Below are 24,129 nucleotides of genomic sequence, written 5' to 3' on the forward strand. Positions count from 1 at the left end.
TCGGCTGCGTTGATTTGTCGCGGCTCGCGGTCTGCATGTGGTCGTTACTGCATGCATATCCCGTACGCCGCGGCGCAGTAAGGATTCACCGTACCTCGCCACACCTTTTGGCGACTTGATTTTCCATTCGCACGTCATGCCTTTGTCTTGCATAAAGCGCCGCGCCGCCTAGACTGATAAAGCCCTTCGCAATTTATGAACGGAACTGATATGCGACTGACCATCCTGATTAACGGTTCCGATCCCACCGTGAGCCATGATTACGCTGTGCTCTGGCTCGATACCGATGAACATCGGTGGTCGAGAGAAGCGCATCAAGGGATCGACCTGCCCCCATGGGGCGAACTGCGCGACGAAAACGGCGTGACCACGCTGTGCGCACCGAGCGCCGACGCGCCGCTTTGTACGTTGCGCGGTCTGCACGTCGATCGCAAGGAGCGAGTGAGCGCCGCGCAAGGCGCCGCTGCATGGACCGCGCTGCAAACACGCAAGGCGACTAGCGGCTTCTGGCGTTTGCAGGCGGTGGATCGTCAAAAAGTGCACGCTGAAAACAGCGTGTTCGGTAATTAAGTTCTGGCGCGATTCGTCGCGCTTCTCTTTTCCGGTCGAAACTTCCGGCTCATTGCACGAGCACTGTTCATACGCGTAAATCTGTTCGTGCGCAATCGAACATAAACGTGCCGCGATCACGCAAGCCTTAAGACCTTCTTAAGATTGCGTGCGTAGATTCGGAAGTCCACGCATTCGGGTCGCTGCAAAGCGGCCCACTTTTTTGTCCGGCGCACGTCGCCTCTGCCGCTTCCAATTCCCTTCCTTCGATTCGCATTGTGCAGTCGCTCGATGCGGGCCACGACGCTATACTTGCGTCCCCGTTCATCGAACCACCGACACATGAAGAAGTGGCTTGCCAGTCTGTTACTCGTCGTCGCCGCTCATGCGAGCGCGGCGCCTTCCTGCACCGGATTCACGCCGAATGCGCAATGGCCCGTCCTCGCCAATCAGAAGATGGCGCCGAAAGCGCGCCTGCTTTGTTATAGCGATTTCGCGGTGCTGCATTCGGGTATCACGCACGGTCCGCTGTGGTCTGCCGAGCATCTGACACGTGAGCACATCGAAGAAGCGAAGGACATGGTGCGCACCAACAAGTTCTTCGAAGACGCGCGTCTGCCCGAAGGCGAAGGCGCGACACTCGCCGACTACAAACGCAGCGGCTTCGATCGCGGTCATATGAGTCCGGCGGGTAATCGGTGGAACGACGAGGCGATGGCGCAATCGTTCTCGCTCGCGAACATCGTGCCGCAAAATCGTCAGAACAACCAACGATTGTGGGCACGCATCGAAACTGCCGTGCGCAAGATCGCACTCGCCTACGACGACACGTACGTCGTCACCGGACCGCTGTTCACCGGCCAACAATTGCAGACGATCGGAACGACGCGCGTGTTCGTGCCCACCCAGTTGTACAAGGTCGTCTACGTGCCGTCGCGTCAACTGGCCTTCGCAGTAGTGGTTGATAATGTAGCGACCAACCGCTACGACATCCGCACGATTCACGAACTCGAAGCGATGTCGGGCATCCGCTTTCCGGGCATTCCGGACAACCTCAAGGACCAGCGGCCAGGAGGACTGAAAGGTGTTTAAGCCCTATTCGAACGATGACGACGTACTCAACATTCAAGGCGATGCGCTCACGCTCAGCAATGGCACGACGCGTGTCGTGCTGAACGGCACGCTCGAATTGACGCGCGATCAACGCGGACTGAAGGCGGCGCTCGCGTTGAAGGAAGCGCTCGATGCGATCGTCACGAGCCTGCAGGCGCAGAAGGATTTACCGGCAAAGGTGCAGGACGAGCCGGATGCTAAACCGGGTATCGTGCAGAACCCGTTTCAATAACGGATTCGGCGGCGTTGCATTTGCGCAACCTCGCAGATCGTAAGTTTTACTGATATCGGGCACGCAAACCTTTGCGTGACCGCCAGTTTTCTAATCTCGCGCCAATAGAGCGGATCGCCTCCCCTCTGTCACATAATGTACATAGAGAAACCTTAGCGTGCGAGGTTTCTTCACACATCGACTGGCGTCGCCATGCATGCTGCGTTCTCGAGATTTCGCCGTTCTTCCGCACAGGGTAATCCGTGCACTGCCGGAGACTTGTGCCAGGAAGTTCCATCCGTAGACGTTGAAGATCCCAACTCCGTGGTCATGGAGATCTTCTCGGCGCGCCGCGACATGCAGAGTCTCGCCGTCATCGATGACCACCGTCCCATCGGCCTGATCAACCGCGATATCTTCATGTCGCAAATGAGCAAGCCGTTCCATCGAGAGCTTTACGACAAGAAGAGTTGCATCGCGTTCATGGACAAGGAACCGCTCATCGTCGACGCCGACGTGAGCATCGAAGCGCTGACGTTCAGGACCGTCGAGGCCGGAGAAAAAGCGCTGGTCGATGGTTTCATCGTGACACGTGACGGACTCTTCTCGGGTCTCGGCAGTGGTCTGCAGCTTATCAGTGCGGTCGCGGAAATGCAGGCGGAGAAGAACCGCCAGATCATGCAGAGTATCGAGTACGCCAGCGTGATACAGCGCGCCATGTTGCGTGCTTCCAGCGAGACCCTGTCGATGAAGCTGCGCGACGCGGCGATGGTCTGGGAACCTCGCGACGTCGTCGGCGGCGACTTCTATCATTTCGCGGCCTTTCCGAACGGCTGGTTTGGCGCTGTTGCCGATTGCACCGGCCATGGCGTACCGGGCGCCTTCATGACCTTGCTTGCTTCGGCGTCACTGTCGAAGGCGCTCGAACAGATCGGTCCGCGCGACCCCGCCGCGCTACTGGCGGCCGTCAATCAAAACGTCAAGGGCTTGCTTGGGCAAGTGAACAGTGCCGACGAAGGAACCCAATCCAACGACGGTCTGGATACCGCACTCTTCTGGTTCGATGCCACGGAGAGCGTGCTGCATTTTGCCGGCGCGAGGATCGCTCTGCACATCCTGTCGCCCGATGCCGCGGAGTTCCAAACGATCGGCGCCGACCGCATGGGTGTCGGTTATGTGGACAGTCGCGCCGACTATGCGTGGAGCTTGCGCTCGATTCCGGTCACGGCGGGCAGCCTGCTGTTCATCTATACCGACGGCCTCGCCGATCAGATCGGCGGCCCGCGCAACATTTCTTTCGGCCGGCGCCGTGCGCTCGACCTGATTCTCGAAAACCGTGCCGAAACTCCGGCGGCGATTTGCGAGCGCGTCCGGCTCGCGCTCGCGGAGTGGCAAGGCAAGCAACCGCGCCGTGACGACGTCACGCTTTTCTGCGCCCGCATTTAGCGAATTCCCAGAATGTCCCAACTACCAGAACAAGACAGCGCCTTTTTCGAACTCGCCCAGCGGCGCAACGTGCTCTTCTATCACAAGGGCTACTTCTCCCATAACATCGTCGCGTCGATGGGCGAAGTCGTGAAACTGCAGCTCGAAGTCGCCGGCGTCAGCGGTCCTACTCGCCGCAAACTCTTCTCGTCCTTTATCGAGCTGGCACAGAACATCGTTCATTACTCGTCGAACGCGCTGGAGCCCGGTGGCGAACGGGCAGGCGAGATACGCGAGGGCGCGGTGTGCATCTCCAGGCACGGCGAACATCACGTAATGTTGTGCGTCAATCCCATCGCGACCGCCGAAGTCGAGGACCTGCGAAGCAGGTTGGAGCCTCTGCGCAACATGTCACTCGAAGAAATCAAGCAAGCGTACAAGGTTTCATTGCGCACCGACGCTCCGAAAGACAGCAAGGGCGCCGGGCTCGGCTTCCTGACGATGGCGCGCGATGCGAGCGCGCCGCTTGAATTCGCTTTTCATCCGCGTGCCGACGAACCGGGCACCACGCTGTTTTGCCTCATGGCCATCATCTGAGCAGGAAGGCACACGAACAATGGAAAACCTACACATCCCCGCGACGACGACGTCGCCCGAAGTCGATTTTCGCTTCGACCAACACGCGTTGTCGATCAGGGGAGAGTCTTACCCCGAGAACGCAGCCGCCTTTTACGCGCCGATCATCGAGCAGATGCGCAAATACCTCGCCGCGAACGCCGGGGCCGAGATCACTATCGACGTCGCGCTGACGTACTTCAATAGCTCGAGTACCAAAATGCTGTTCAGCATCTTCGACGCGCTCGATCAGGCGGCGGAATCGGGAAGCCGGGTGTCGATGAACTGGTATCGCGACGAGGAAGACGAGACCATTGCCGAATTCGGCGAAGAACTGAAAACCGATTTCCGCGCGATCGAGTTCACCGATCGTCCCATTGCGCAGCAGGGAAAGTAAAGTGCGTTCGACCTCTTCCCTTGACGTGTCCTCGGGCGGCGCACCCGATCTGTTCCAGAACGAGAGCACCGCGCTGGCAAAGGCTCGGGCCATGCATTCGATCATCGATGCGGACCCCGCGGAGTATCGCCAGTCGTTGGGCGAACTGATCGAGCACTTCCAGCGCCTGATGCGCGAGACACGGCGCCTGATCGGCCGCAGCGACCGGGCCGAACGCGAGATGCAGGCGCTGGCCCAGCAGTTGGCGTATCGCGCATCGCACGACGCGTTGACGGGCGTACTGAACCGCAGTGCCGTGATCGAACGGACCACCAAGGTCTTGCGCATCAGCAGCGCGGTGATGATCATCCTCGACATCGACGAATTCAAGCGAATCAACGACGACTACGGCCACCCCACCGGAGACGCGGTCATTTCGGGGGTCGTCGATTGTCTGCGCAGAATCGTCGGGGAACAAGGCTTCATCGGGCGAGTGGGCGGTGAGGAGTTCACCGTGCTGCTGCCTGGTCATGAACCGGCCAGCGGTGCCATTCTTGCCGAGCGCATGCGAGAAGCCATCGGTGACTCGCTGGTCGTTCCACCCGTCGAGCGCCGCATCACGGCCAGCTTTGGCGTCAGCATCAACGAGGTCGGAACCTGTTTCGACACCGCATATGGCCTCGCCGATGCGGCTCTGTACCGCGCCAAGCGAAGCGGGCGCAACCGCGTGGAATTTGCCGATCGATAGGCGGATAAGCAGACCCATAGCGCGCCGTTACAGGCAGATCCGGAGCGCCCTAAGGCAAGTCATGCAGCCACCTAAACATTCACTATCCGGGCGGGTCGGTGTTCGCCCGCGCCGGGTTGACGGAAAGGGAAGGGCCTTGGGACAGGAAGCAACGCGCAAAGCCGGTACTGTCATAGCCGTACTTGCCATTCTCGCTGTCATTGCGACGAGTACCTTCCTCGCAATCCGCCAGAGCAGCGAGCAGGACAGTTCGCTTCGGACGATCCAGGCTTCCGGGCGGCTGCGCCACGACCTCGACCAGGTTCAGCAAGTCATGCTCGATGAGCATGCGACGCTCTACACCTCGATCGCAACGGTGCCGCTTTACAACCGCGCCGCTTATAGCTTTCCGATGCTGGAACTGCTCGCGTTGACGCGCGACGCGCGCGAGAGCTGCAGCGAGAATCAGGAATGCATATCGAGGCTGTCGGATCTGGACGACATGATCGGCAGACTTAGCGAGCTGAGCTTTGGTCTTGCGCGCAAGATCGCGGAACATCCCGGCAGTGTGGCAGTGGGCGACCCCAGACTCGAACAAATCGACGCCTATTTCTATAGCGTTCTCGAGCGGGTCGTCGACGTACGACTCGCGGCCGACGTCAAGGTCGCTTTAGTCGTCAGCAAATCCTCGTTGGATGGGAAGTGGTTTACGCGCATGCTGTTGAGCTGCGGCGTCGCTTCGGCCTTGTTGCTGCTTTCGCTGATTCACGGGAACGGGCGCATTGGAGCGCATCTTCGTCGTTCGCTCACAAGACTCGAGCATCAAGCCAGATACGACGCACTGACCGATCTGCCCAACCGGGTGCTGCTCGGCGAACATCTTTCAGAGTCGCTCGTACGCGCGGCAGCGACAGGTCAGAACGTTTCCGTCCTGTTCCTCGATCTCGATCGTTTCAAGGACGTCAACGATTCGCTCGGACACCGCATTGGCGATTTGCTGCTACAGGCCGTGGCGCGAAGGCTTCAGCGTCTGCTGCGCGCAACGGATTTCGTCGCGCGCTACGGGGGCGATGAATTCGTCATCGTCGCGGAACGGGCCGACGCGAAGCAGCTCACCGAAATGCTGGACACGCTGATTCACGAGATGAGCGAGCCGTATCGCATCGGCGAGCACGAGCTTTATCTCGAAGCAAGCATCGGCGTCAGTACTTTTCCACAAGACGGCGCCCAGCCGGAACTGCTCACGCGAAATGCCGATGCCGCGTTGTACGTGGCGAAATCGCGCGGGAGAAACGGCTATCAATTCTACGAACCGGAGCTGAGCCGGGCGGCCGCCGAGAAGTTGCGGCTCACGACGCGACTGCGGCGCGCGGCGAAAGCCAATGAGTTGTATCTGGCGTATCAGCCGCAAATCGACATGAAAACCGGATGCATCGTCGGTGCCGAGGCACTTTTGCGGTGGCACGACGACGAACTCGGTGAAGTCTCGCCGGCCGTCTTCATCCCGCTTGCCGAAGAAACCGGTCTGATCCAGAGCATCGGCACGTGGGTATTGCGGCAGGCGTGTCTGCAGGCGAGCGCATGGGTACGCTCGGGGCTTCCGCCCGTGCGCATATCGGTCAATGTTTCGCCACTTCAACTCGAACGGGCGGACCTTCCAGGCGTCGTGCGCTCGGCACTCGACGATGCCGATTGGCCCGCCGAACTGCTGGAGCTCGAAGTCACCGAGGGCACGTTGATGCGCAACGCTGAAGAAGCGCAACGGGCTTTTGGCGAACTGCGCGAACTCGGTGTGTCCATCGCTATCGACGACTTCGGCACGGGTTATTCGAGCCTCAGCTATCTGAAACGCTTTAGCGTCGACCGCATCAAGATCGATCGCGCCTTCGTTTGCGAAATCGGCAGAGACAAGGAACTCGAAGCTCTGTCGCTTGCCATCATCGCGATTGCTGAAACGCTGAGCTTCGATGTCGTCGCTGAAGGGGTCGAGCTCGATGTCCAGCGCGAGTTTCTGGTCCGTCACGGATGCACGGTGGCCCAGGGTTTCCTGTTTAGCCCAGCGGTCTCGCCGGAGGCTTTAGCGCAATTGCTCGGCAAGACCGCGGTCGCGTCTTCATTGAGCGTGGCGCCTTTCCGGGGATTCGCTTTGTGAGTCGCAACATGTATCCGCGCTGACGCACTACTTACGTTTTGTCACCAGCGCGGCGTCAACTCCTGTATTCCGCCCTACGTTAAACCGGCAGCGCTGAAATGATTCAGCCGCGACAAACGAATCCACCGATTCAACCTGGAGTCACATCATGAAGACGCTTTTCGCCGCTGTTGCTTCCGCACTGCTCGTGTCGACCGCCTTTGCTCAAACGGCCGCACCGTCTGCCGCACAACCCGCGCAAACCACGCAGTTGCCAGCCACCGGCCAGGCGAATCTGAAGGCAAGCACCGCGGTACAAGCCGGCGCGACCGCAATGAAAGCGCCTGCCGAAGCCGCTACGCAAAAGCACGTGAAAAAGACTTCCGCCCATACGAAGAAGGCCCACAAGTCCACGGCCAAAAATGCCGTCGAAACGAGCGCAGCGAAGACTAAAACGGAGAGTGCGAAAGAGGCCAGCACTGCCCCGGCGAAAGCCGACACGACCAAAACGCAATAACACGTGATCGGTTTCGGCGCTGACCGGCCATGCAGGTGCTGTTCAAATAGAAGTTGATCGAAGCCGGACTGTGCCGTTCAGGGAGGGCGAGTCTTATGACTCGCCTTTTTTTCTTTGTGGCGCGTCATTCCCCATCGTATCTTTTTGCCGACAGACGCGCGAATTTTTGCACCGTCTTTACTCGCGGACGACTACTCTCGAATTGTTCCAATTCACCATCGCGTCGCACGAACGCCGCATCACATGGCTCTTACCCAATCGCTCGACAAGCTCTCGCCGCAACCTGCCAGCAAGCAGGTTCAACACAGCAACGTCATTCCGTTTCCGTCGGCGCGCGCGCTTCTACTCTTGACGCTGCCGCACGCTCACTTGCGCGCACTGCTTCATTCGCCGCTCGGCGTCTATGTAGTCAACACGGAAACCGTGCGCGAAGAAGACCGCGTGCAACTCGACATCGCGCGCGAAGATCTCCACTTCACGTTGCACATGCTGCTCACCACGTTGCCCGCCGCGACGATCGGTCCATTGAAACGTCGCGTCAGCCACCCGAGCGCGCGTTAAATGCGCTCGACGAGAGCCTGTTCACGCAGCTTGCCGGCATCGACGATTTCGATCTCCGCATAGCGCAGCTTCAACGCGCCCTGCGTCTCGAAGTGCTTGAGCACCTGATTGATCGTCTGCCGCGACAACGCGAGCATCATCGCCAGGTCTTCCTGCGGGACCTTCAGCACGTTGCGCAATGAGCCGGGTTCGCCATAGCCGCCCGCCATTAGCAACAGGCGCCGCGCGACACGCGGTGCGGCCGGCAATAGCGCGGCTTCCTCGATCGCCTCGAACGCCAGACGCAACTTGTGCGCGAGCAGCAGACCGAACGCATGCCAGTAAGCCGGCGTGCGCTCGAGCAACGCGGCGAGCGCCGCGCGCGGCACATGAAACAGCGCGGTATCGCGTTCGGCATAGGCGTCGTGGGTGCGCGATCGATCGTCGAACAGCGCGATCTCGCCAAACCAGTTCACCGGCTCGATCACCGCGAGCAACGCTTCCTTGCCGTTCGAACTCGCCGCGCCGATTCTGACGAGGCCGTCGAGCACACAGTACAGGCCGTCGTCGGCAGCGCCGCGCGTGAAAGGCCGCTGACCTGCCGCGAGAGATTCGACGCGCCCCGCGTTGAGCAATTGCACCCGCAGATCGGCTGGCGCGGCGCGAAACCACGCGCTGCGGTCGAGCAGCCCGCCAAGCTCTTTCGATGAAAAACGCTCTGTCATGGACGGTATCCGTGGACGGTCGTTGCTGATTGTCGGCTACCCGATGGTTTGAAAATCCGCTGCCCGCGATTATGCTGACTTTGACACAGGAGCGGCACTGATGAGAACGCTGACGCAGCAACTGACGCAATACGCGGCCTACCATCGCGACCGGCGCAATATCGCCACGCACTTCGTCGGCATTCCGATGATCGTGCTCGCGCTCGCGGTGTTGCTGAGCCGCCCGTCGTTTGGCGCCGGGATGTTCCCGGTCACGTTGTCGCCGGCGTGGCTGCTGTTCGTGGCGGCGACCGTCTACTACCTCGCGCTCGACGTGCCGCTCGGCGTGCTGATGGCCTGCGTCTCGGCGCTCTGTGTCGGGTTCGGCGAGTGGATCGCCGCGCAAACGACGCTCGTGTGGCTCGCGACCGGCATTGGGCTGTTCGTGGTCGGCTGGGTGTTCCAGTTCGTAGGCCACGTGGCCTACGAACATCGCAAGCCGGCGTTCGTCGACGACGTGATCGGCCTGTTGATCGGCCCGCTATTCGTGCTCGCCGAAGCGCTGTTCGGTGTCGGCTGGCGCCCCGAACTGCGCGATGCGATCGAGGCTGAGGTAGGCCCGACGCGCATCGATCCGCGGCGGACCGACGCGCATCGCTGAGCGAGCGCCGTAGTTCAGTTCGACGCGAACCGAACGAAGCGCACGCTGTGCAGCGCGGTCAGCGCGACGGCGATCCAGATCGGCACATAGGTCGCGAGTTGCGCGACGCTCAGCGTTTCGCGCAGCAGCGTGATCGACACGAATACGAGCAGCACAGGCTCGACGTAGCCGAGAATGCCGAACAACGCGACCGGCAGCAGTCGGCTCGCCTTCAGATACGAAGCGAGCGCGAGCGTGCTCAACGCACCGAGGCCCGGCAATAGCAGACACCACATTTCGGCGCGGCCGGCGATCGCTTGCAGCGAGCCGCCGCTGAGAATGCACACGGCGGCCACCGGCAGCAGCAACGCCATCTCGACGGTGAACATTGCAAGCGAATCCTGATTGATCTGACGACGCACCACGAAATAAGGCGGATAACCGAGCGCGACGACGAGCGTCGGCCACGAGAACGCGCCCGTCACCCACAGCTCGTGAGCGACACCAACCGCCGCGCACGCGACCGCGAGCCACTGCAACGCGTCGAGCCGCTCGCGATAGTGGAAGCGCCCGACCAGCACCATCGCGAGCGGCAGCAGGAAATAGCCGAGCGACACTTCGAGCATGCGCCCATGCAGCGGCGCCCACAGAAACAGCCACAGCTGTACGCCGAGCAGGCCCGCAGCCACGGCCATCGCGGCACCGAGCTTCGGCTGCGTCATCATTTGGACAACGAGCGCGCGCAGAATCGGCAGGCGCTTGCGCACCGCGACGAGCAGCAGCGCGCCAGGCACGGTCCACACGATGCGCCACGCAAAGATGTCGAGGCCCGACAGCGGTTTGAGCAGCGTCGCGTAAGCGGACAATAATGCGAACATCGCCGACGCGCCGACCGACAATGCGATCCCGCGCCTGAAGTCGTTGTGATTCATTGCGCGGTCGGGAATCGGTGTGACGCGTGGGCTTGCGGCGCGCGACGCAGGCTCGCGGCGTTCGTTGTCGTCATGAATATGATGTCTCGTGAGCAGGCGGCCACGCGGGCAAAGCGGCAGACGCTGCGTTGTTGTTCTGAAGCGGCGGTGCAAAACCGTAGGAAAACGGGCATTCTAGACGGGTTATTCGCCAACGGGCTTGCGCTTTTTCGTCAGTCGGCTGCATTTAGTCGTGCGCGTCGCGCGTCGATGCACTAGAACATAACTTCGTGCGCCGCGGCCGGCGAAGCCATTTCCGGCTCGTCCTCGCCTCGCGCGAATCTTGCTACCGAAGAATTTGCACGCTGTGGCCGCATCGCTCGCGACAACGACGTCCACAGCGGCACGCAACGAGCAGCACTCACGAGCCGGGTCGGCGAATGCAGCTTCGAGCGCAGTCTGTCAGGCCGCCACGAATTACCGCCCGCGCATCTCGCCCACGGCATGCCTCAACTGCGTTTCATCGCGCATGTCACCGTCCGGCAGCAATCCCGCTCATCGAATGTGACTACTGGAGCCAGCATGACCCAGCCAGCCCTATCGCTCAGCAACTCGCCTTCCGAACTGCGTCGCGCCTTCGCCGCCGACGTGTACGCCGGCCTCACCCATACGCCGCAGAAAGAGCTGCCGTCGAAGTATCTGTACGACGAGGTCGGTTCCGCACTTTTTGAAGTGATTACCGTATTGCCCGAATATGGCGTCACGCGCGCCGAAGAACGTCTGCTCGCGAAGCACGCGGCCGACATCGTCGAGCATTTGCCGCATGACGTCACGGTCGCCGAACTCGGCAGCGGCAGCGGCCGCAAAACGCGGCGCATTCTCGAAGCGCTGTGTAAAAAACGCCCTACTTCCTACTGCCCGATTGAAATTTCGCGCAGTGCGTTGCAGTTGTGCCGGCGCGAACTCGGTGACATCGAGCGGATTTCGATCGTCGGTTATGAGCGCGACTATCTGGCCGGTCTCGCCGAAGTGAGCCGGCAGCGCGCGCCCGGCGACCGTTTGCTCGTGCTGTTTCTCGGCAGCACGATCGGCAACTTCGGCAGGCTCGCGGCAACGCGTTTTCTGCGCGAGATCCGCAACATGCTCGCGCCCGGCGACGCGCTGCTGCTCGGCACCGATCTGATCAAACCCACGCCGGTGCTGGTCGCAGCCTACGACGACGCGATCGGCGTAACCGCATCGTTCAATCTGAACCTGCTCGCGCGCATCAACCGCGAACTCGACGGCGACTTTCCGCTCGATGAATTCGAGCACGTGGCGCGCTTCAATCCGGACGCGCGCAGCATCGAGATGCATCTGCGCGCGAAGCGCGATATCACCGCTCACGTGCGCGCCGCAAAGCTGACGGTGTCGCTGAAGGAAGGCGAGACGATCTGGACCGAAAGCAGCCACAAGTATCGCGCGGAAGAATTGCCCGCGATCGTCGATGGCGCCGGCTTCGTGTGCAGCCATCAATGGATCGAGGATGAGTGGGGATTCGCGGAGAGTTTGTTGGTGGCCCGGTAAGCGCCGACCACGCGGCAAATAACGGCCGATAAAGGCATAAACGAAAAAGCGGCGCGCCCTCCTCTGGACGGTCCGCCGCTTTTTTAACTCGCGCAGCTCGAGCTCAATGCTGCTCGAAGCGCTCGTAACGCCTGTCCGTCGCGCGCTCCTCGCCGCTCACTTCGGTCACGCGCGCCGCCGGCGGTCCGTGACGCAGCCACGACAACATCCGGTCGATCTGATTGGCCGGTCCCTGCAACATCGCCTCGACCGAACCGTCGTCGAGATTCGCGACCCATCCCTTGATGCCGAGCGCGTGCGCCTGGCGCACCGTCGCAAGCCGAAAGCCAACGCCCTGCACGGTGCCGCGCACCCGCGCGTAATACGTTTCGATCCGCTCATCCAGATCCGGGGCCATGCCGCTACCTCCCTTTAATGCCTGACAGTCTTTCAAGCCGGCATTCTAGTCGCGTCGCGGCGAGCGCGCTCGGCAACGCCCATCCTTTGCGCGCGCCACGTACAATCCGTCGACCGTCACGCAGGAAATGAAAACAGAATGACCGAACAGAATCGCGATCTCGTGCTCGTGACCGGCGCGTCCGGCTTCGTCGGCTCGTCGGTGGCGCGCATCGCGCAGAGCAAGGGCTTTCGCGTACGCGTGCTGGTGCGCGCGACGAGTCCGCGCAAGAACGTCGAATCGCTCGACGCGGAAATCGTCGTCGGCGACATGCGCGACGAAGCATCGATGCGCAACGCGCTGCGCGGTGTGCGCTATCTGTTGCACGTGGCCGCCGATTATCGGCTGTGGGCGCCGGACCCCGGCGAGATCGAGCGCGCGAATCTCGAAGGCAGCGAGGCGACGATGCGCGCGGCGTTGAAGGAAGGCGTGGAACGCATCGTGTATACGAGCAGCGTCGCCACGCTGAAGGTGACGAGCTCCGGCCAGTCCGCCGACGAAACCTCGCCGCTTCGCGCCGACCAGGCGATCGGCGTCTACAAGCGCAGCAAGGTGCTCGCCGAGCGCGCGGTCGAGCGCATGATCGCCGAGGACGGTCTGCCCGCGGTGATCGTCAATCCATCGACGCCGATCGGCCCGCGCGACGTGAAACCGACGCCCACCGGGCGCATCATTCTGGAGGCGGCGCTCGGCAAGATTCCCGCATTCGTCGATACGGGGCTGAACCTCGTGCACGTCGACGACGTCGCCGCCGGTCATTTCCTTGCGCTCGAACGCGGCAAGATCGGCGAGCGCTATATTCTGGGCGGCGAAAATCTGCCGTTGCAGCAGATGCTCGCCGATATCGCGGCGTTGACCGGCCGCAAGGCACCGACACTGAGCCTGCCGCGCTGGCCGTTGTATCCGCTCGCGATGGGCGCGGAAGCCGTTGCCAAGTTCACGAAGCGCGAGCCTTTCATCACCCTCGACGGACTGAAGATGTCGAAGAACAAGATGTATTTCACGTCGGCGAAGGCGGAACAGGATCTGGGGTATCGGGCGCGGCCTTATCGCGAGGGGCTCGCCGATGCGCTCGAATGGTTCCGGCAGGCGGGGTATCTGAAGCGGTGATCAAGGGATAAGTGAAGGGCTGAACAGCGGCCGTAAGCATTTTGTTACAAGTCCCGCGCCGGCGACGGGTCCAAGCCTGCGCGCAGCAGGTAAAATTGCGGGTCCTACCTGAGAAACCTCGCATGAATCTTCACGAACAGCTCGGCGCGCTGGAAATGGGCGTCGATCAGCTCATTCAGGCTGTCGTGCCCACGCAGGCCGAGAACACTCCCGAGACAAGCGCTGACGCTGCGGCATCGCCCGCGGCGGTGGAGCATGCCGCGCACGAAGCAGCGGCGCAAGCGGCAGCGGAACAGCCCGCGAGCACCGAAGCAAACGCAGAAACGAACGCCGAAGCGATCGATAAGCCGGCCGCCCCGCAATTCCAGCCGACGCTCGAAATCAACCGCCCCGCGCGCGACGAAATCACGATGACGATCGGCGAGCAGACCGTCGCGCTACGCCCGGACCAGATCAGCCGGCTGATCGAGGAACTGTCGAACGCACGAGCGTCGATGACGCCGGAGCAGCCGCAAGGCATCCCACCGGGCTGGCAATTCGTCTCGACGAAGAATCCGATGATGGCCGTGCAAAAGCAGTCGAACGGCGACCGCTTGCTCGTGATGCGCCACACCGGCCACGGCTGGGTGCCGTTCACGTTCTCGCCGGACATCGTGATCCAGATGTACATGATGCTGACGAACGCATGATGAAACGCGCTACGTAGAAAAAGCGGCCTGGAGCCGCTTTTTTTACGTCTGCCTTCTGCATCCGACGAGTGCTTCGGCCATCGCCAGACATCAGCGCTCCTGCACTGGTGCCTGCACGCGCGCCTTCCACTGCCCACCCTTGCCACGCCAGTAGCGCACCGCCGATGCGAACGTCGCGCCGACATAGAACAGCGCCACGAGCGGCAGAAACGGCGCCCACAGAGGTGAGCGCCGGTAGTAGACGAGCATCGGCGCATAGCCGCAGCACATTGCCGCCCACGCGATCCAGGCCGGCCAGCCGAGCGGCCCGAGGATCAATGCCGCGACCGGCGGCAACAGATAGATGATCGCCATGCCGACGAGCGTGCCCGCGAGCAGTAGCGGCGAGTAGCGCAGCTGCGTGAACGCGGTGCGCGCGATCATGTTCCAGATGTCGCGCCAGCTATCGTAGGGACGCAGCGACACGCTCTTCGCCGCCACATCGAGCCGGATCGGATGACGGCCGGTGCCACGATGCTTGATGCGCGCGGCAAGACTGCAGTCGTCGATCAGCTCGGCGCGAATCGACTCGATGCCGCCCGCTTCCTCGAGCGCCGCGCGGCGCACCAGCATGCAGCCGCCCGCCGCGGCCGCGGTGCGGTTGCGTGGATTGTTGACCCACGCGAACGGATACAGCTTCGCGAAGAAGAACACGAAGGCCGGAATCAGCGCCTTTTCCCAGAACGAATCGCAGCGCAGCCGGACCATCAGCGAGACGAGGTCGCGCTTTTCGGCATCCGCGCGCGCGACGAGCTGCGTCAACGCCTCGGCGGGATGGCCGATGTCGGCATCGGTCAGCAACAGGAATTCGGCCGGCAGATCGAGCGTGCGCACCGCCTCGATGCCCTGCGACTGCGCCCACACCTTGCCGGACCAGCCTGGGGGCAATGGCTTCGCGCTCAGCACGGTGAGGCGCTCCGGACATTGCAGCCGCAGCGCTGCGGCACGCGCGGCGTCGGCGGTGCCGTCGGTGCTGTGATCGTCGACGACGATCACGTGGAACGCGCCTGCATAGTCCTGCTTGAGCAGCGACGTGACCGCCTCGGCGATCACGTCGACTTCATTGCGCGCCGGTACGACGGCCGCAACGGCCGGCCATGCGTCGCGCGCCGCGATGGCCAGCGGCGCGGCGGGGCGCGCGCGCCAGAAGCCGCCACGCGCGAACAGCAGCACGCACCAGATCAGCAGGGAAACACACGAAAGAACGAACAGGACCGCCGCCATTAAGCATTACCCTCGATTGAGCGCGCCGCCATGCCGACGCGTCTGGATAGTCGCATTTTCAGGGTGCGCGCCGCCACCACGCACCAGTCGAACAGATTGAGGACCGGGCGCGCACGGAACACATCGTAATCCGCGCGCTCGGTGCGCTCGAGAAACCGAAAGCCTGCATGCACCGCGCCGCACAGCTCGATGCCGAGCCGCCCCGGCATGCGCAGCGCGAGCGGTGCGCCGCGGACCAGCGTGGCGCGCACGAACGCGATTTCATACGCCATCAGCGCGCGCCACGCATCGTCGACGACACCATCGGCAATCTGCGCCTCGGTCACGCCGAAGCGGCGCAAATCGGCTTGCGGCAGGTACACGTGCTGTCGTTGCCAGTCGGCGGCGACGTCGAGCCAGAAGCTGATCAGCTGCGACGCCGTGCAGATCGCGTCGGCGTCGGCAAGATTGTGCGGCGTCGCCGCGCCGACCAGATGCAGCAGCAGATGCCCGACCGGATGCGCCGAGCGGCGGCAATAGTCGACGAGCGCGGCGCGATCCGCATAGCGATTCGTATCGATGTCCTGCGCGCAGCCGTCGAGCAGATCGTAGAACGGTTCGAGCGGCAGCTCGTATTGCGCGATCACGCCAGCGAGCTTGCCGAACAACAGCGCATGCACGGGCGCGGCGCGCCGTTGCGCGATCGCGTCGAGCCCGGCGCGGAAATCGGCCAGCCGGGCATGCCGCTCGGCGGCGCTCCACTGGCCTTCGGCGGAGATATCGGCCGCAGTGCGCACGACCTGATAGATAATACCGACAGGCGCGCGTAGGGCCTTAGGCAGCAACACGCTCGCGATCGGAAAGTTTTCGTGCTGATCGACGTCCATCCAGCGAGCCTCGAAACCATTCTGTAATACAGCGCGATCTCCGCGCGGCAAGGATCGGTAGTTTAAGGGTTCCGCCGTGACGGTGCAGTGTGCGGTCATGGTCGGGCGCGTTACGAGGCCATCCCGCGCTGACTCCTTACATCGTTGTAACGCTCGCCGCCCCGGTCGTCCGCACGGCCCAGCGGCTGCGGCAAGCGGCCAACACACGGGCCACAGCAAAAAGCAAAGTGGCCCCGATAGCGTTAGAATGCGCGTTTGGTTTTGCTGTACCGGCCGGTCGCCGGGGCTCAAGACGTCAACTAATCAAGATGGGCGCGGCGATAAAGTCCGTTTCACGACTTCTTCGAAACCCGCGTTAGTCGGAGTTCGCCAACTTATGCGAGTCATCCTTGCTCAGCCCCGCGGCTTTTGTGCGGGCGTTGTCCGCGCAATCGAAATCGTCGATCGTGCGTTACAGCAACACGGCGCGCCCGTGTATGTCCGCCACGAGATTGTCCATAACCGTCACGTGGTCGACAATCTGCGCCAGAAGGGCGCGCGTTTCGTCGAGGAACTCGATGAAGTGCCGCAAGGTGCCGTCGCGATATTCAGCGCGCATGGTGTTGCGCAAACCGTCGAACGTGATGCCGAAGCGCGCGGCCTCGACGTGCTCGACGCAACCTGCCCGCTCGTGACCAAGGTGCACGTACAGGGTCGTCAGTACGTGGCCGCCGGCCGCACGCTGATCCTGATCGGCCACGCCGGCCATCCCGAAGTGGAAGGCACGATCGGCCAGATCCCCGGCACGGTGCTGCTCGTGCAGAGCGAGGCAGAAGTCGCGAAACTCGAGTTGCCGGTCGATGCACCGCTCGCCTACGTGACGCAAACCACGTTGTCGGTCGACGACACGCGCGGCATCATCGACGCGCTGCTGCGCCGCTTTACCGACATGGTCGGTCCCGACACGCGCGACATCTGCTATGCAACGCAGAACCGCCAGGCAGCGGTGCGCGAATTGAGCAAAGAGGTCGATGTACTGCTGGTGGTCGGCGCGACCAACAGCTCGAACTCGAACCGGCTGCGCGAAATCGGCAGCGAGAGCGGCGTGGCGAGCTACCTCGTCGCCGACGGCTCCGAAGTGAAGCCGGAATGGTTCGCCAACGTGCACACGGTCGGCATCACGGCCGGCGCGTCGGCACCCGAAGAAATGGTCGAAAACGTAATCGATGCGCTACGCGCATGGGGGCCCGTCGATGTCACGACGATGGCGGGCCGTGAAGAAAAAGTCGAATTCAAGTTGCCATCGAAACTGATGCAACCACTCGCTGCACGCGAAGTTTAAGGAGGACGCCTTGTCTATTCCGCTGCTACAGAAAGTCCGCGTCGGCGCATACATCATGCGCCAGCATCTCTCCGGCAACAAACGCTATCCGCTCGCCCTGATGCTGGAGCCGCTGTTTCGCTGCAATCTCGCCTGCAATGGCTGCGGCAAGATCGACTATCCGGACCCGATCCTGAATCAGCGTCTGTCGCTGGAAGAATGCCTGCAGGCCGTCGACGAATGCGGCGCGCCGGTCGTGTCGATCGCGGGTGGCGAGCCGCTGCTGCACAAGGAAATGCCGCAGATCGTCAAGGGCATCATGGCGCGCAAGAAGTTCGTGTACCTGTGCACGAACGCGCTGCTGATGGAAAAGAAGATGGACGACTACGAGCCGAATCCGTACTTCGTGTGGTCGGTTCACCTCGACGGCGACAAGGAATCGCACGATCACTCGGTGTCGCAGGAAGGTGTGTACGAGAAGGCCGTCGCCGCGATCCGCGAAGCGAAGAGCCGCGGCTTCCGCGTGAACATCAACTGCACGCTGTTCAACGACGCGCAGCCGGAACGTGTGGCGAAGTTCTTCGACACGCTGGGCCCGATGGGCGTCGACGGCATAACGGTGTCGCCGGGTTATGCGTATGAGCGCGCGCCGGACCAGCAGCACTTTCTGAACCGCGACAAGACCAAGCAGCTGTTCCGCGAAATCTTCAAGCGCGGCAACAATGGCAAGAACTGGTCGTTCAGCCAGTCGGCGATGTTCCTCGACTTCCTCGCGGGCAACCAGACCTACGAATGCACGCCGTGGGGCAACCCGGCGCGTACCGTGTTCGGCTGGCAAAAACCGTGCTATCTGGTCGGCGAAGGCTACGTGAAGACCTTCAAGGAACTGATGGAAACCACGGACTGGGACAAGTACGGCACCGGCAACTACGAGAAGTGCGCGGACTGCATGGTCCACTGCGGTTTCGAAGCGACGGCCGTGATGGACACGGTTGCGCATCCGCTGAAGGCGCTGAAGGTCAGCATGCGCGGCCCGAAAACCACGGGCGCGTTCGCGCAGGACATTCCGCTCGACAAGCAGCGTCCCGCCGAGTACGTGTTCTCGCGTCACGTCGAGATCAAGCTCGAAGAAATCACGCGCGCCGGCAAGGGCAAGAAGGTGGAGACCGCGACGGCCGCGCACTGAGGCGTTCGACAGGAGAGCGGCCGCGCGCCGCCCCTGTATTGCGCCTGATCGTTAGCGCCAGCAACTCGAAAAAAAGCGCGGTGGCCAATCAAGGCAACCGCGCTTTTCTTTTACCAATTAAAACTTCTGTCGACCGACCCGCTTACGCGCCGCGCGCATTATGCGCGGTCAGGAATTTGATCAGCCCGTCGATGCCGCCTTTGGCGATCTGGTCGGCGAACTGCGTCTGATACACCTGGATCAGCCACGCGCCCATCATGTTGATGTCGTAGATCTTCCAGCCCGACGGCCCCTTGGTGAGCCGGTAGTCGATCGCGTCATCGCCGCCGTTGCTGATCACGTGCGATTGCACGACGATGTCGGTCGCGCCGCCTTGCACGCTGACCGGCGCAAACTGGAACTTCACGTCCTGGTCGCGCAGTTGCGACAGCGATGCGGCATAGGTACGCGTGAGCAGCAGCGTAAACTGCTCGTACAGTTGCTTCTGCTGCTCCGGTGTCGCGGTCGCCCACGGCTTGCCAACCGCGATACGTGTGGTGCGCTGAAAGTCGGTGGCGGGCAGGAAGTGCGTCTGGACGACCTGGGTGATCTGCGCCATGTCGCCGCCGCGCGCCTGCGGGTCAGCCTTCATTGCGCTCACCGTGCCCTGGACTGCACTTTTTACCACCGCGTCGGGTGCGCTCTGCGCAAACGCCGCCGTGGATACCACGGCCGCAGCCACAAAAGCAGTCAGATATCGTTTCATACGCTTGTCATGACTCGAAAGAAGTAGCGCCGACGGGCCGCAGCCCCGCGGCTAAAGAGAGGTACACCAGTATAGCGGGGATTACGTTCCTATCCGGACGAAGCCGTCAGGAGCCGTACTTGCTACCGAAGTCGGGCTTGCTTGCCCGGGCTCTGTATACTTATGCACCTTCGTCAAAAACAACACCCGTGATAAGGCCACGTCCGCCTACATGCTGAAGTCATCTATCGTCCGTCTCGTCGCGTATTCGGTGCGTCATCCGCTGAGGATCATCGCGCTGTCGATCGTGCTCGCTGTCCTGAGCGGCATATACGTCGCGCATAACTTCAAGATCAACACGGACATCAGCCGTCTCATCGAGACCGACAAGCAATGGGCGGCAGTCCAGAACGCGCTCGACGCTGCCTTCCCCGACCGTGGCGACACCGTGCTGGTGGTGGTCGAGGCGCGCGCGCCCGAATTCGCCGACGCCGCCGCCAACGCGCTGACCGCCGCGCTCAGAGCCGATCCGAAGGAGTTCACGTCGGTCTCGCAGCCCGCCGGCGGCCCGTTCTTCGAACACAACGGCCTGCTGTTTCCGTCCACCGACGAGGTGATGTCCACCACCTCGCAACTCGTGCAGTCGCGCCCGCTCGTCAATCAACTTGCGCATGATCCGAGCCTGACCGGTCTCGCCGGCACGCTGACTACGACCCTGTTGCTGCCGCTGCAACTCGGCCAGGTCAAACTCCCTGACATGAGCCGGCTGCTTGCGCAAAGCGCGAACACGCTCGATCGCGTGCTGGCCGGCCAGCCCGCCGCGCTATCGTGGCGCGCACTCGTCGATAAAAGCGCCGCCACCGATCCGGCGCGCTCGTTTGTCGTCGTGCAGCCGGTCGTCAACTACGATGCATTGGAGCCGGGCGCGAGCGCGTCGAGGGCGATTCGCGCAACCGCGGTCTCGCTGCATCTCCAGGAGCGCTACGGTGCGACGATCCGCCTGACCGGCGAGCAGCCGCTCGCCGACGAGGAGTTCGCGTCAGTGCAGGACGGTGCGGTGCTGAACGGCATCGGCACTTTCATCGTCGTCCTGATCATTCTGTGGCTCGCGCTGCGCTCGGGCCGCATGATCGCGGCCGTGTTCATCACGCTGTTCGTCGGCCTCGCAATCACGGCCGCGCTCGGCCTGTTGATGGTCGGCGCGCTCAACATGATTTCGGTCGCGTTCATGGTGCTGTTCGTCGGGCTCGGCGTCGATTTCGGCGTGCAGTTCGGCGTCAAGTATCGCGAGGAGCGCAACCGCGACGACCGGCTTTCGGCCGCGCTGATGCACACCGCGCACAGCATCGGCGTGCCGCTCACGCTCGCGGCCGTGGCAGTCGCGCTGAGCTTCTTCTCGTTCCTGCCGACCGCTTATCGCGGCGTGTCGGAGCTTGGCCAGATCGCGGGCGTCGGCATGTTCGTCGCGTACTTCACCAACATGACCTTGCTGCCAGCGCTGCTGAAGCTCTTCAATCCGCCGGGCGAAGTCGCCTCGCCCGGTTTCAAGCAGCTCGAGCCCGTCGACGACTTCCTCGACCTCCATCGCAAGCCGGTGTTGATCGGCACGCTGCTCGTCGTGATCGGCGCGACACCGCTGCTCACGCACCTGCGTTTCGACTTCAATCCGCTGCATCTGAAGGACCCGCACACCGAGTCGATGGCAACGTTGCTGTCGCTGAAGGATTCGCCCGAAGCCGCGGTGAACAACGTGCAGGCGCTGGCGCCGTCGCTTGCCGACGCCGACGCGATGGCCGAGCGACTGCGCAAGCTGCCGGAAGTGGGCCGCGTCAACACGCTGAGCACCTTCGTGCCGGCCGACCAGCAGCAGAAGATGATGCTGATCGCGAGCGCCGCGCAACAGCTGCTGCCGGCGCTGCAACAGCAGCCCGCGCCGCAAGCCACCGACGAGTTGCGCGTCGCCGCATTGAAGCGCGCGGCGAATCAGTTGTCGCTCGCGGCTGAGGACCATCCGGGCCCGGGCGCGGCGGATGCGCAGCACCTGTCCGCGACCTTGCAAAAGCTCGCCGCCGCCGACGCCGCCACGCGCGACCGCGCCGAAGTCGCGATGTCCGACACGCTGCGCATCGCGTTGAAGCAGCTTGAGAACCTTCTGCAGCCGAGCGAAATAACCCAGCAGACCCTGCCGCCAGGCATCACCGCGATGTGGATCGGCAAGGGCGGTCATGCGCTCGTCGATATCGCGCCGAAGGTGCCGCCCGGCGTCGATCCAAACGACGACCAGATGCTCGCGCGCTTCGCGCACGCGGTGAAGAGGGCGGAGCCGGGCGCGATCGGCGGACCGATCTCGATCCTGCATTCGGCCAACACGATCATCAAGGCGTTCCTGCAGGCGGCCGTCTATGCGCTGCTGTCGATCGCCGTGCTGCTGTGGATCGCACTGCGCCGGGTCGGCGACGTGCTGCGCACGCTGGTGCCGCTGCTGGTGTCCGCGATCGTCACGCTCGAACTGTGCGTGGTATTCGGCATGCCGCTGAACTTCGCGAACATCATCGCGCTGCCGCTGATGCTCGGCGTCGGCGTCGCGTTCAAGATCTACTTCGTGATGGCGTGGCGCCACGGCCAGACCGGCCTGTTGCAGTCGAGCCTCACGCATGCGGTGCTGTTCAGCGCCGCCACAACGGCCACCGCGTTTGGTAGCCTGTGGCTGTCGCACCATCCGGGCACGTCCAGCATGGGGAGGCTGCTCGTGCTTTCGCTGTTCTGCACGCTGATCGGTGCGGTGGTTTTCCAGCCGGTGCTGATGGGCAAGCCGCGTCAACGTCGCGGGAAGCAAAAAGGAATATAAGCATGAAGCTGCGTAACACCGCGCTGGCGCTCACCGCCGGCGGGTCTCATTTCCGGCTGCGCGACCGCTCCGGACCGCAAGCCGGGCGATCCGTTCGAGCCGGTGAACCGGGTGATCTTCAATTTCAACGACGGAGTCGATCGCTATATCGCGGTGCCGGTCGCGAAGGGCTACCAGAAAGTGACGCCGCAGCCGCTGCGCACCGCCGTCAGCAATTTCTTCTCGAACCTCGGCGACCTCACCAACGCCGCAAACGCGCTGCTGCAACTGAAGATCACCGATGCGACCGAAGACATCATGCGCTTCGCGTTCAACTCGGTGTTTGGGATTGGCGGCCTGCTCGACTGGGCGACGCCGGCCGGTCTGCCCAAGCATCATCAGGACTTTGGTCTGACGCTCGGGCATTGGGGCATTCCGTCGGGTCCGTATCTGGTGCTGCCGCTGTTCGGGCCGAGCTCGGTGCGCGACAGCATGGGGCTCGTCGTCGATGTGAAGTTCAATCCGCTGAACTATATCGAACCCGCAACCCGCAATCCGCTATACGTGCTGCAGTTCGTGAGCACACGTTCGGATCTGCTCGGCGCGACCAGCCTTCTGGAGGAGGCCGCGCTCGACAAGTACTCGTTCGTGCGTGATGCCTTTGTGCAGCAGCGCCTCGCGCGTCTGCGCGGCACGAGCAATAACCCTCCGCCGCTGCCGAACTACGACGATCACGGCGATACGGGCCCGGCTGCTGCCCCTGCGGCAGGCGCGCCGGCGGGCGGCCTGCCCAATTACTCCGATCCGGGCGATGTGGGCGAGACGCCCAATGGCGCTTCGGGAGCGGGCGGCGCGGCCAAGGGCGCGCCCGGCGCGCTGCCGAATTACAACGATCCGGGTGAGTCCTCGCCGGCGCCCAATGGGGCTTCCGGTGGAGCGACCAACGCGCCCAGCGGGGATCTGCCGAACTACACCGATCCGGGTGACAGTGGCGCGGGCACTACGCCAGCCGTGCCTGCTGAGCCGGCGTCGGCCCCGCAATAGCGCTTTAGGGGATCTGGGCACGTCGATCCAGCGCTCCAAGGCACAGTGGGCGCCCTCGATGGGTGCCCCGCGTGGAAGTACAGCCAAACGTCGCCTGCCCAAGCCCGCGGGCATCGCTGCAACCCGCTCAGTGCAGGCTCTCGACGTCGCTGCGCGCCGCGCCCCGATCTTCCTCGACCGCCGCGACTGGTGCCGTTTGCGGCACTGGCTTGGAGTTCGCGCGATAGTGAGCGAACTGCTCGTCCGCATAACGGATACGCGTGCGGCCATGTGGCACCGGATCGCCGTTTTCGTCGAGATTGACGAATACCATTTTCTCGACCGTCAGAATGCTCTTGCGTGTGATTTTGTTGCGCACTTCGCAGCGCAGCGTGATCGACGTGCGGCCGAAATGCGTGGCGGTCATGCCCAGTTCGATGATGTCGCCCTGGCGTGCCGAACTGACGAAGTTAATCTCTGACATGAACTTGGTCACGACGCGCTGATTGTCCAGCTGAGAGATCGCGTAGATCGCGGCTTCTTCGTCGATCCAGCGTAGCAGGCTGCCGCCGAACAATGTCCCGTTGGGATTCAGGTCTTCGGGCTTGACCCATTTTCTCGTGTGGAAATTCATTTGGCACTCCGTGTCTGAGGCTCCCGGGAGGGCGCGTCGTGCGCCG

The 24,129-nt window shown here is 62.7% G+C and carries 25 protein-coding genes and 1 pseudogene; 18 read left to right on the forward strand and 8 right to left on the reverse strand.

Annotated features, from left to right (window positions below; genetic code table 11):
- Positions 1 to 210 precede the first annotated feature (210 nt).
- The 7 genes from OKW41_RS03430 (at position 211) to OKW41_RS03460 (ending at position 5,037) form a co-directional block, all read left to right on the forward strand.
- Positions 211 to 570: a DUF3564 domain-containing protein gene (locus tag OKW41_RS03430; RefSeq protein WP_129956126.1), complete on the forward strand. Its 360-nt coding sequence runs from the start codon at positions 211 to 213 to the stop codon at positions 568 to 570.
- Positions 571 to 891: 321 nt separating this feature from the next.
- On the forward strand, positions 892 to 1,641 hold the full coding sequence (locus OKW41_RS03435; RefSeq protein WP_429571594.1) for a DNA/RNA non-specific endonuclease: 750 nt from the start codon (positions 892 to 894) through the stop codon (positions 1,639 to 1,641).
- Positions 1,634 to 1,894 carry a hypothetical protein gene (locus OKW41_RS03440; protein WP_429571595.1) on the forward strand — a complete coding sequence of 87 codons (261 nt, stop codon included), beginning with the start codon at positions 1,634 to 1,636 and terminating at the stop codon, positions 1,892 to 1,894. The genes OKW41_RS03435 and OKW41_RS03440 overlap by 8 nt, the downstream gene beginning before the upstream one ends.
- 309 nt (positions 1,895 to 2,203) lie before the next feature.
- Positions 2,204 to 3,319 carry a SpoIIE family protein phosphatase gene (locus OKW41_RS03445; RefSeq protein ID WP_429571596.1) on the forward strand — a complete coding sequence of 372 codons (1,116 nt, stop codon included), beginning with the start codon at positions 2,204 to 2,206 and terminating at the stop codon, positions 3,317 to 3,319.
- Positions 3,320 to 3,331: 12 nt separating this feature from the next.
- A complete protein-coding gene (locus OKW41_RS03450; RefSeq protein WP_184052787.1) occupies positions 3,332 to 3,895 on the forward strand; it encodes a SiaB family protein kinase in 564 nt (187 codons plus the stop codon).
- A gap of 19 nt (positions 3,896 to 3,914) precedes the next feature.
- Positions 3,915 to 4,310 (forward strand): DUF1987 domain-containing protein, encoded by a 396-nt coding sequence (locus tag OKW41_RS03455; RefSeq protein WP_429444698.1) that lies wholly within the window; start codon positions 3,915 to 3,917, stop codon positions 4,308 to 4,310.
- Between the two features lies 1 nt (position 4,311).
- Positions 4,312 to 5,037, forward strand: a complete 726-nt coding sequence (locus tag OKW41_RS03460) for a GGDEF domain-containing protein (protein ID WP_184073471.1) — start codon at positions 4,312 to 4,314, stop codon at positions 5,035 to 5,037.
- A gap of 82 nt (positions 5,038 to 5,119) precedes the next feature.
- Here OKW41_RS03460 and OKW41_RS03465 read toward each other — a convergent pair whose 3' ends face one another.
- Positions 5,120 to 5,365, reverse strand: coding sequence for a hypothetical protein (locus OKW41_RS03465; RefSeq protein ID WP_239499235.1), 246 nt, complete (start codon positions 5,363 to 5,365; stop codon positions 5,120 to 5,122).
- Between OKW41_RS03465 and OKW41_RS03470 the strand changes: the two genes are divergently transcribed.
- The 3 genes from OKW41_RS03470 to OKW41_RS03480 all read left to right on the forward strand — a co-directional run bounded on the left by OKW41_RS03470 (position 5,351) and on the right by OKW41_RS03480 (position 8,225).
- Complete coding sequence (locus OKW41_RS03470; protein WP_429571597.1) at positions 5,351 to 7,168, forward strand: putative bifunctional diguanylate cyclase/phosphodiesterase; 1,818 nt, start codon at positions 5,351 to 5,353, stop codon at positions 7,166 to 7,168. The two genes, OKW41_RS03465 and OKW41_RS03470, sit on opposite strands and share 15 nt — an antisense overlap.
- A 148-nt stretch (positions 7,169 to 7,316) precedes the next feature.
- Complete coding sequence (locus tag OKW41_RS03475; RefSeq protein ID WP_429571598.1) at positions 7,317 to 7,664, forward strand: hypothetical protein; 348 nt, start codon at positions 7,317 to 7,319, stop codon at positions 7,662 to 7,664.
- Positions 7,665 to 7,907: 243 nt separating this feature from the next.
- The gene (locus OKW41_RS03480) at positions 7,908 to 8,225 is read left to right on the forward strand and encodes a hypothetical protein (RefSeq protein WP_429444706.1); all 318 of its coding nucleotides are present in this window, start codon (positions 7,908 to 7,910) and stop codon (positions 8,223 to 8,225) included.
- Here the strand turns inward: OKW41_RS03480 and OKW41_RS03485 are convergent.
- Positions 8,222 to 8,929: a Crp/Fnr family transcriptional regulator gene (locus OKW41_RS03485; RefSeq protein WP_429571599.1), complete on the reverse strand. Its 708-nt coding sequence runs from the start codon at positions 8,927 to 8,929 to the stop codon at positions 8,222 to 8,224. The genes OKW41_RS03480 and OKW41_RS03485 overlap by 4 nt on opposite strands.
- 100 nt (positions 8,930 to 9,029) lie before the next feature.
- Between OKW41_RS03485 and OKW41_RS03490 the strand changes: the two genes are divergently transcribed.
- Complete coding sequence (locus OKW41_RS03490; RefSeq protein WP_429571600.1) at positions 9,030 to 9,569, forward strand: DUF962 domain-containing protein; 540 nt, start codon at positions 9,030 to 9,032, stop codon at positions 9,567 to 9,569.
- 14 nt (positions 9,570 to 9,583) lie between these two features.
- On the opposite strand, the gene rarD is transcribed toward OKW41_RS03490, so the two are convergent.
- On the reverse strand, positions 9,584 to 10,480 hold the full coding sequence (rarD, locus tag OKW41_RS03495) for an EamA family transporter RarD (RefSeq protein WP_187630216.1): 897 nt from the start codon (positions 10,478 to 10,480) through the stop codon (positions 9,584 to 9,586).
- Positions 10,481 to 11,041: 561 nt separating this feature from the next.
- Between rarD and egtD the strand changes: the two genes are divergently transcribed.
- Positions 11,042 to 12,025 (forward strand): L-histidine N(alpha)-methyltransferase, encoded by a 984-nt coding sequence (egtD, locus tag OKW41_RS03500; RefSeq protein WP_018423989.1) that lies wholly within the window; start codon positions 11,042 to 11,044, stop codon positions 12,023 to 12,025.
- Positions 12,026 to 12,128: 103 nt separating this feature from the next.
- Here egtD and OKW41_RS03505 read toward each other — a convergent pair whose 3' ends face one another.
- Complete coding sequence (locus tag OKW41_RS03505; protein ID WP_187617609.1) at positions 12,129 to 12,422, reverse strand: acylphosphatase; 294 nt, start codon at positions 12,420 to 12,422, stop codon at positions 12,129 to 12,131.
- A gap of 138 nt (positions 12,423 to 12,560) precedes the next feature.
- On the opposite strand from OKW41_RS03505, the gene hpnA reads away from it, so the two are divergent.
- Together hpnA and OKW41_RS03515 are read left to right on the forward strand one after the other, a co-directional pair.
- Complete coding sequence (gene hpnA / locus OKW41_RS03510) at positions 12,561 to 13,571, forward strand: hopanoid-associated sugar epimerase (protein ID WP_429571601.1); 1,011 nt, start codon at positions 12,561 to 12,563, stop codon at positions 13,569 to 13,571.
- 122 nt (positions 13,572 to 13,693) lie between these two features.
- On the forward strand, positions 13,694 to 14,260 hold the full coding sequence (locus tag OKW41_RS03515; protein ID WP_429444713.1) for a hypothetical protein: 567 nt from the start codon (positions 13,694 to 13,696) through the stop codon (positions 14,258 to 14,260).
- A gap of 90 nt (positions 14,261 to 14,350) precedes the next feature.
- Here the strand turns inward: OKW41_RS03515 and OKW41_RS03520 are convergent, their stop codons facing one another.
- Together OKW41_RS03520 and hpnC are read right to left on the reverse strand one after the other, a co-directional pair.
- Positions 14,351 to 15,523: a glycosyltransferase gene (locus tag OKW41_RS03520; RefSeq protein ID WP_429571602.1), complete on the reverse strand. Its 1,173-nt coding sequence runs from the start codon at positions 15,521 to 15,523 to the stop codon at positions 14,351 to 14,353.
- Positions 15,523 to 16,389: a squalene synthase HpnC gene (gene hpnC / locus OKW41_RS03525; RefSeq protein ID WP_429571603.1), complete on the reverse strand. Its 867-nt coding sequence runs from the start codon at positions 16,387 to 16,389 to the stop codon at positions 15,523 to 15,525. Before hpnC ends, OKW41_RS03520 begins: the two co-directional genes overlap by 1 nt.
- 376 nt (positions 16,390 to 16,765) lie before the next feature.
- On the opposite strand from hpnC, the gene ispH reads away from it, so the two are divergent.
- The gene (gene ispH, locus OKW41_RS03530) at positions 16,766 to 17,710 is read left to right on the forward strand and encodes a 4-hydroxy-3-methylbut-2-enyl diphosphate reductase (protein ID WP_429444718.1); all 945 of its coding nucleotides are present in this window, start codon (positions 16,766 to 16,768) and stop codon (positions 17,708 to 17,710) included.
- A gap of 10 nt (positions 17,711 to 17,720) precedes the next feature.
- Positions 17,721 to 18,875, forward strand: a complete 1,155-nt coding sequence (gene hpnH / locus OKW41_RS03535) for an adenosyl-hopene transferase HpnH (protein WP_429571604.1) — start codon at positions 17,721 to 17,723, stop codon at positions 18,873 to 18,875.
- A 142-nt stretch (positions 18,876 to 19,017) separates the two neighbouring features.
- Here the strand turns inward: hpnH and OKW41_RS03540 are convergent, their stop codons facing one another.
- Positions 19,018 to 19,620, reverse strand: a complete 603-nt coding sequence (locus OKW41_RS03540; protein WP_429571605.1) for an MlaC/ttg2D family ABC transporter substrate-binding protein — start codon at positions 19,618 to 19,620, stop codon at positions 19,018 to 19,020.
- A gap of 211 nt (positions 19,621 to 19,831) precedes the next feature.
- Here OKW41_RS03540 and OKW41_RS03545 point away from each other — a divergent pair, with 211 nt between their 5' ends.
- Both OKW41_RS03545 and OKW41_RS03550 read left to right on the forward strand, forming a co-directional pair.
- Positions 19,832 to 22,447 (forward strand): MMPL family transporter, encoded by a 2,616-nt coding sequence (locus tag OKW41_RS03545; RefSeq protein ID WP_429571606.1) that lies wholly within the window; start codon positions 19,832 to 19,834, stop codon positions 22,445 to 22,447.
- 2 nt (positions 22,448 to 22,449) lie between these two features.
- A pseudogene (locus OKW41_RS03550) lies at positions 22,450 to 23,470 on the forward strand (MlaA family lipoprotein).
- A 127-nt stretch (positions 23,471 to 23,597) separates the two neighbouring features.
- Here OKW41_RS03550 and OKW41_RS03555 read toward each other — a convergent pair.
- The gene (locus OKW41_RS03555; RefSeq protein ID WP_429444728.1) at positions 23,598 to 24,083 is read right to left on the reverse strand and encodes an acyl-CoA thioesterase; all 486 of its coding nucleotides are present in this window, start codon (positions 24,081 to 24,083) and stop codon (positions 23,598 to 23,600) included.
- Between the last annotated feature and the right edge of the window lie 46 nt (positions 24,084 to 24,129).

It is taken from the genome of Paraburkholderia sp. UCT70, assembly GCF_050434085.1.
GTDB classification, from domain to species: Bacteria; Pseudomonadota; Gammaproteobacteria; order Burkholderiales; family Burkholderiaceae; genus Paraburkholderia; species Paraburkholderia tuberum.

What these genes read in the sequence shown, in the direction of transcription:
- OKW41_RS03430 (WP_129956126.1), top strand. Translation starts at nt 211, where the DNA reads ATGCGACTGACCATCCTGATTAACGGTTCCGATCCCACCGTGAGCCAT.
- OKW41_RS03435 (WP_429571594.1), top strand. Translation starts at nt 892, where the DNA reads ATGAAGAAGTGGCTTGCCAGTCTGTTACTCGTCGTCGCCGCTCATGCG.
- OKW41_RS03445 (WP_429571596.1), top strand. Translation starts at nt 2,204, where the DNA reads ATGGAGATCTTCTCGGCGCGCCGCGACATGCAGAGTCTCGCCGTCATC.
- OKW41_RS03450 (WP_184052787.1), top strand. Translation starts at nt 3,332, where the DNA reads ATGTCCCAACTACCAGAACAAGACAGCGCCTTTTTCGAACTCGCCCAG.
- OKW41_RS03455 (WP_429444698.1), top strand. Translation starts at nt 3,915, where the DNA reads ATGGAAAACCTACACATCCCCGCGACGACGACGTCGCCCGAAGTCGAT.
- OKW41_RS03470 (WP_429571597.1), top strand. Translation starts at nt 5,351, where the DNA reads ATGCTCGATGAGCATGCGACGCTCTACACCTCGATCGCAACGGTGCCG.
- OKW41_RS03465 (WP_239499235.1), bottom strand. Translation starts at nt 5,365, where the DNA reads ATGCTCATCGAGCATGACTTGCTGAACCTGGTCGAGGTCGTGGCGCAG.
- OKW41_RS03475 (WP_429571598.1), top strand. Translation starts at nt 7,317, where the DNA reads ATGAAGACGCTTTTCGCCGCTGTTGCTTCCGCACTGCTCGTGTCGACC.
- OKW41_RS03480 (WP_429444706.1), top strand. Translation starts at nt 7,908, where the DNA reads ATGGCTCTTACCCAATCGCTCGACAAGCTCTCGCCGCAACCTGCCAGC.
- OKW41_RS03485 (WP_429571599.1), bottom strand. Translation starts at nt 8,929, where the DNA reads ATGACAGAGCGTTTTTCATCGAAAGAGCTTGGCGGGCTGCTCGACCGC.
- OKW41_RS03490 (WP_429571600.1), top strand. Translation starts at nt 9,030, where the DNA reads ATGAGAACGCTGACGCAGCAACTGACGCAATACGCGGCCTACCATCGC.
- rarD (WP_187630216.1), bottom strand. Translation starts at nt 10,480, where the DNA reads ATGAATCACAACGACTTCAGGCGCGGGATCGCATTGTCGGTCGGCGCG.
- egtD (WP_018423989.1), top strand. Translation starts at nt 11,042, where the DNA reads ATGACCCAGCCAGCCCTATCGCTCAGCAACTCGCCTTCCGAACTGCGT.
- OKW41_RS03505 (WP_187617609.1), bottom strand. Translation starts at nt 12,422, where the DNA reads ATGGCCCCGGATCTGGATGAGCGGATCGAAACGTATTACGCGCGGGTG.
- hpnA (WP_429571601.1), top strand. Translation starts at nt 12,561, where the DNA reads ATGACCGAACAGAATCGCGATCTCGTGCTCGTGACCGGCGCGTCCGGC.
- OKW41_RS03515 (WP_429444713.1), top strand. Translation starts at nt 13,694, where the DNA reads ATGAATCTTCACGAACAGCTCGGCGCGCTGGAAATGGGCGTCGATCAG.
- OKW41_RS03520 (WP_429571602.1), bottom strand. Translation starts at nt 15,523, where the DNA reads ATGGCGGCGGTCCTGTTCGTTCTTTCGTGTGTTTCCCTGCTGATCTGG.
- hpnC (WP_429571603.1), bottom strand. Translation starts at nt 16,389, where the DNA reads ATGGACGTCGATCAGCACGAAAACTTTCCGATCGCGAGCGTGTTGCTG.
- ispH (WP_429444718.1), top strand. Translation starts at nt 16,766, where the DNA reads ATGCGAGTCATCCTTGCTCAGCCCCGCGGCTTTTGTGCGGGCGTTGTC.
- OKW41_RS03540 (WP_429571605.1), bottom strand. Translation starts at nt 19,620, where the DNA reads ATGAAACGATATCTGACTGCTTTTGTGGCTGCGGCCGTGGTATCCACG.
- OKW41_RS03545 (WP_429571606.1), top strand. Translation starts at nt 19,832, where the DNA reads ATGCTGAAGTCATCTATCGTCCGTCTCGTCGCGTATTCGGTGCGTCAT.
- OKW41_RS03555 (WP_429444728.1), bottom strand. Translation starts at nt 24,083, where the DNA reads ATGAATTTCCACACGAGAAAATGGGTCAAGCCCGAAGACCTGAATCCC.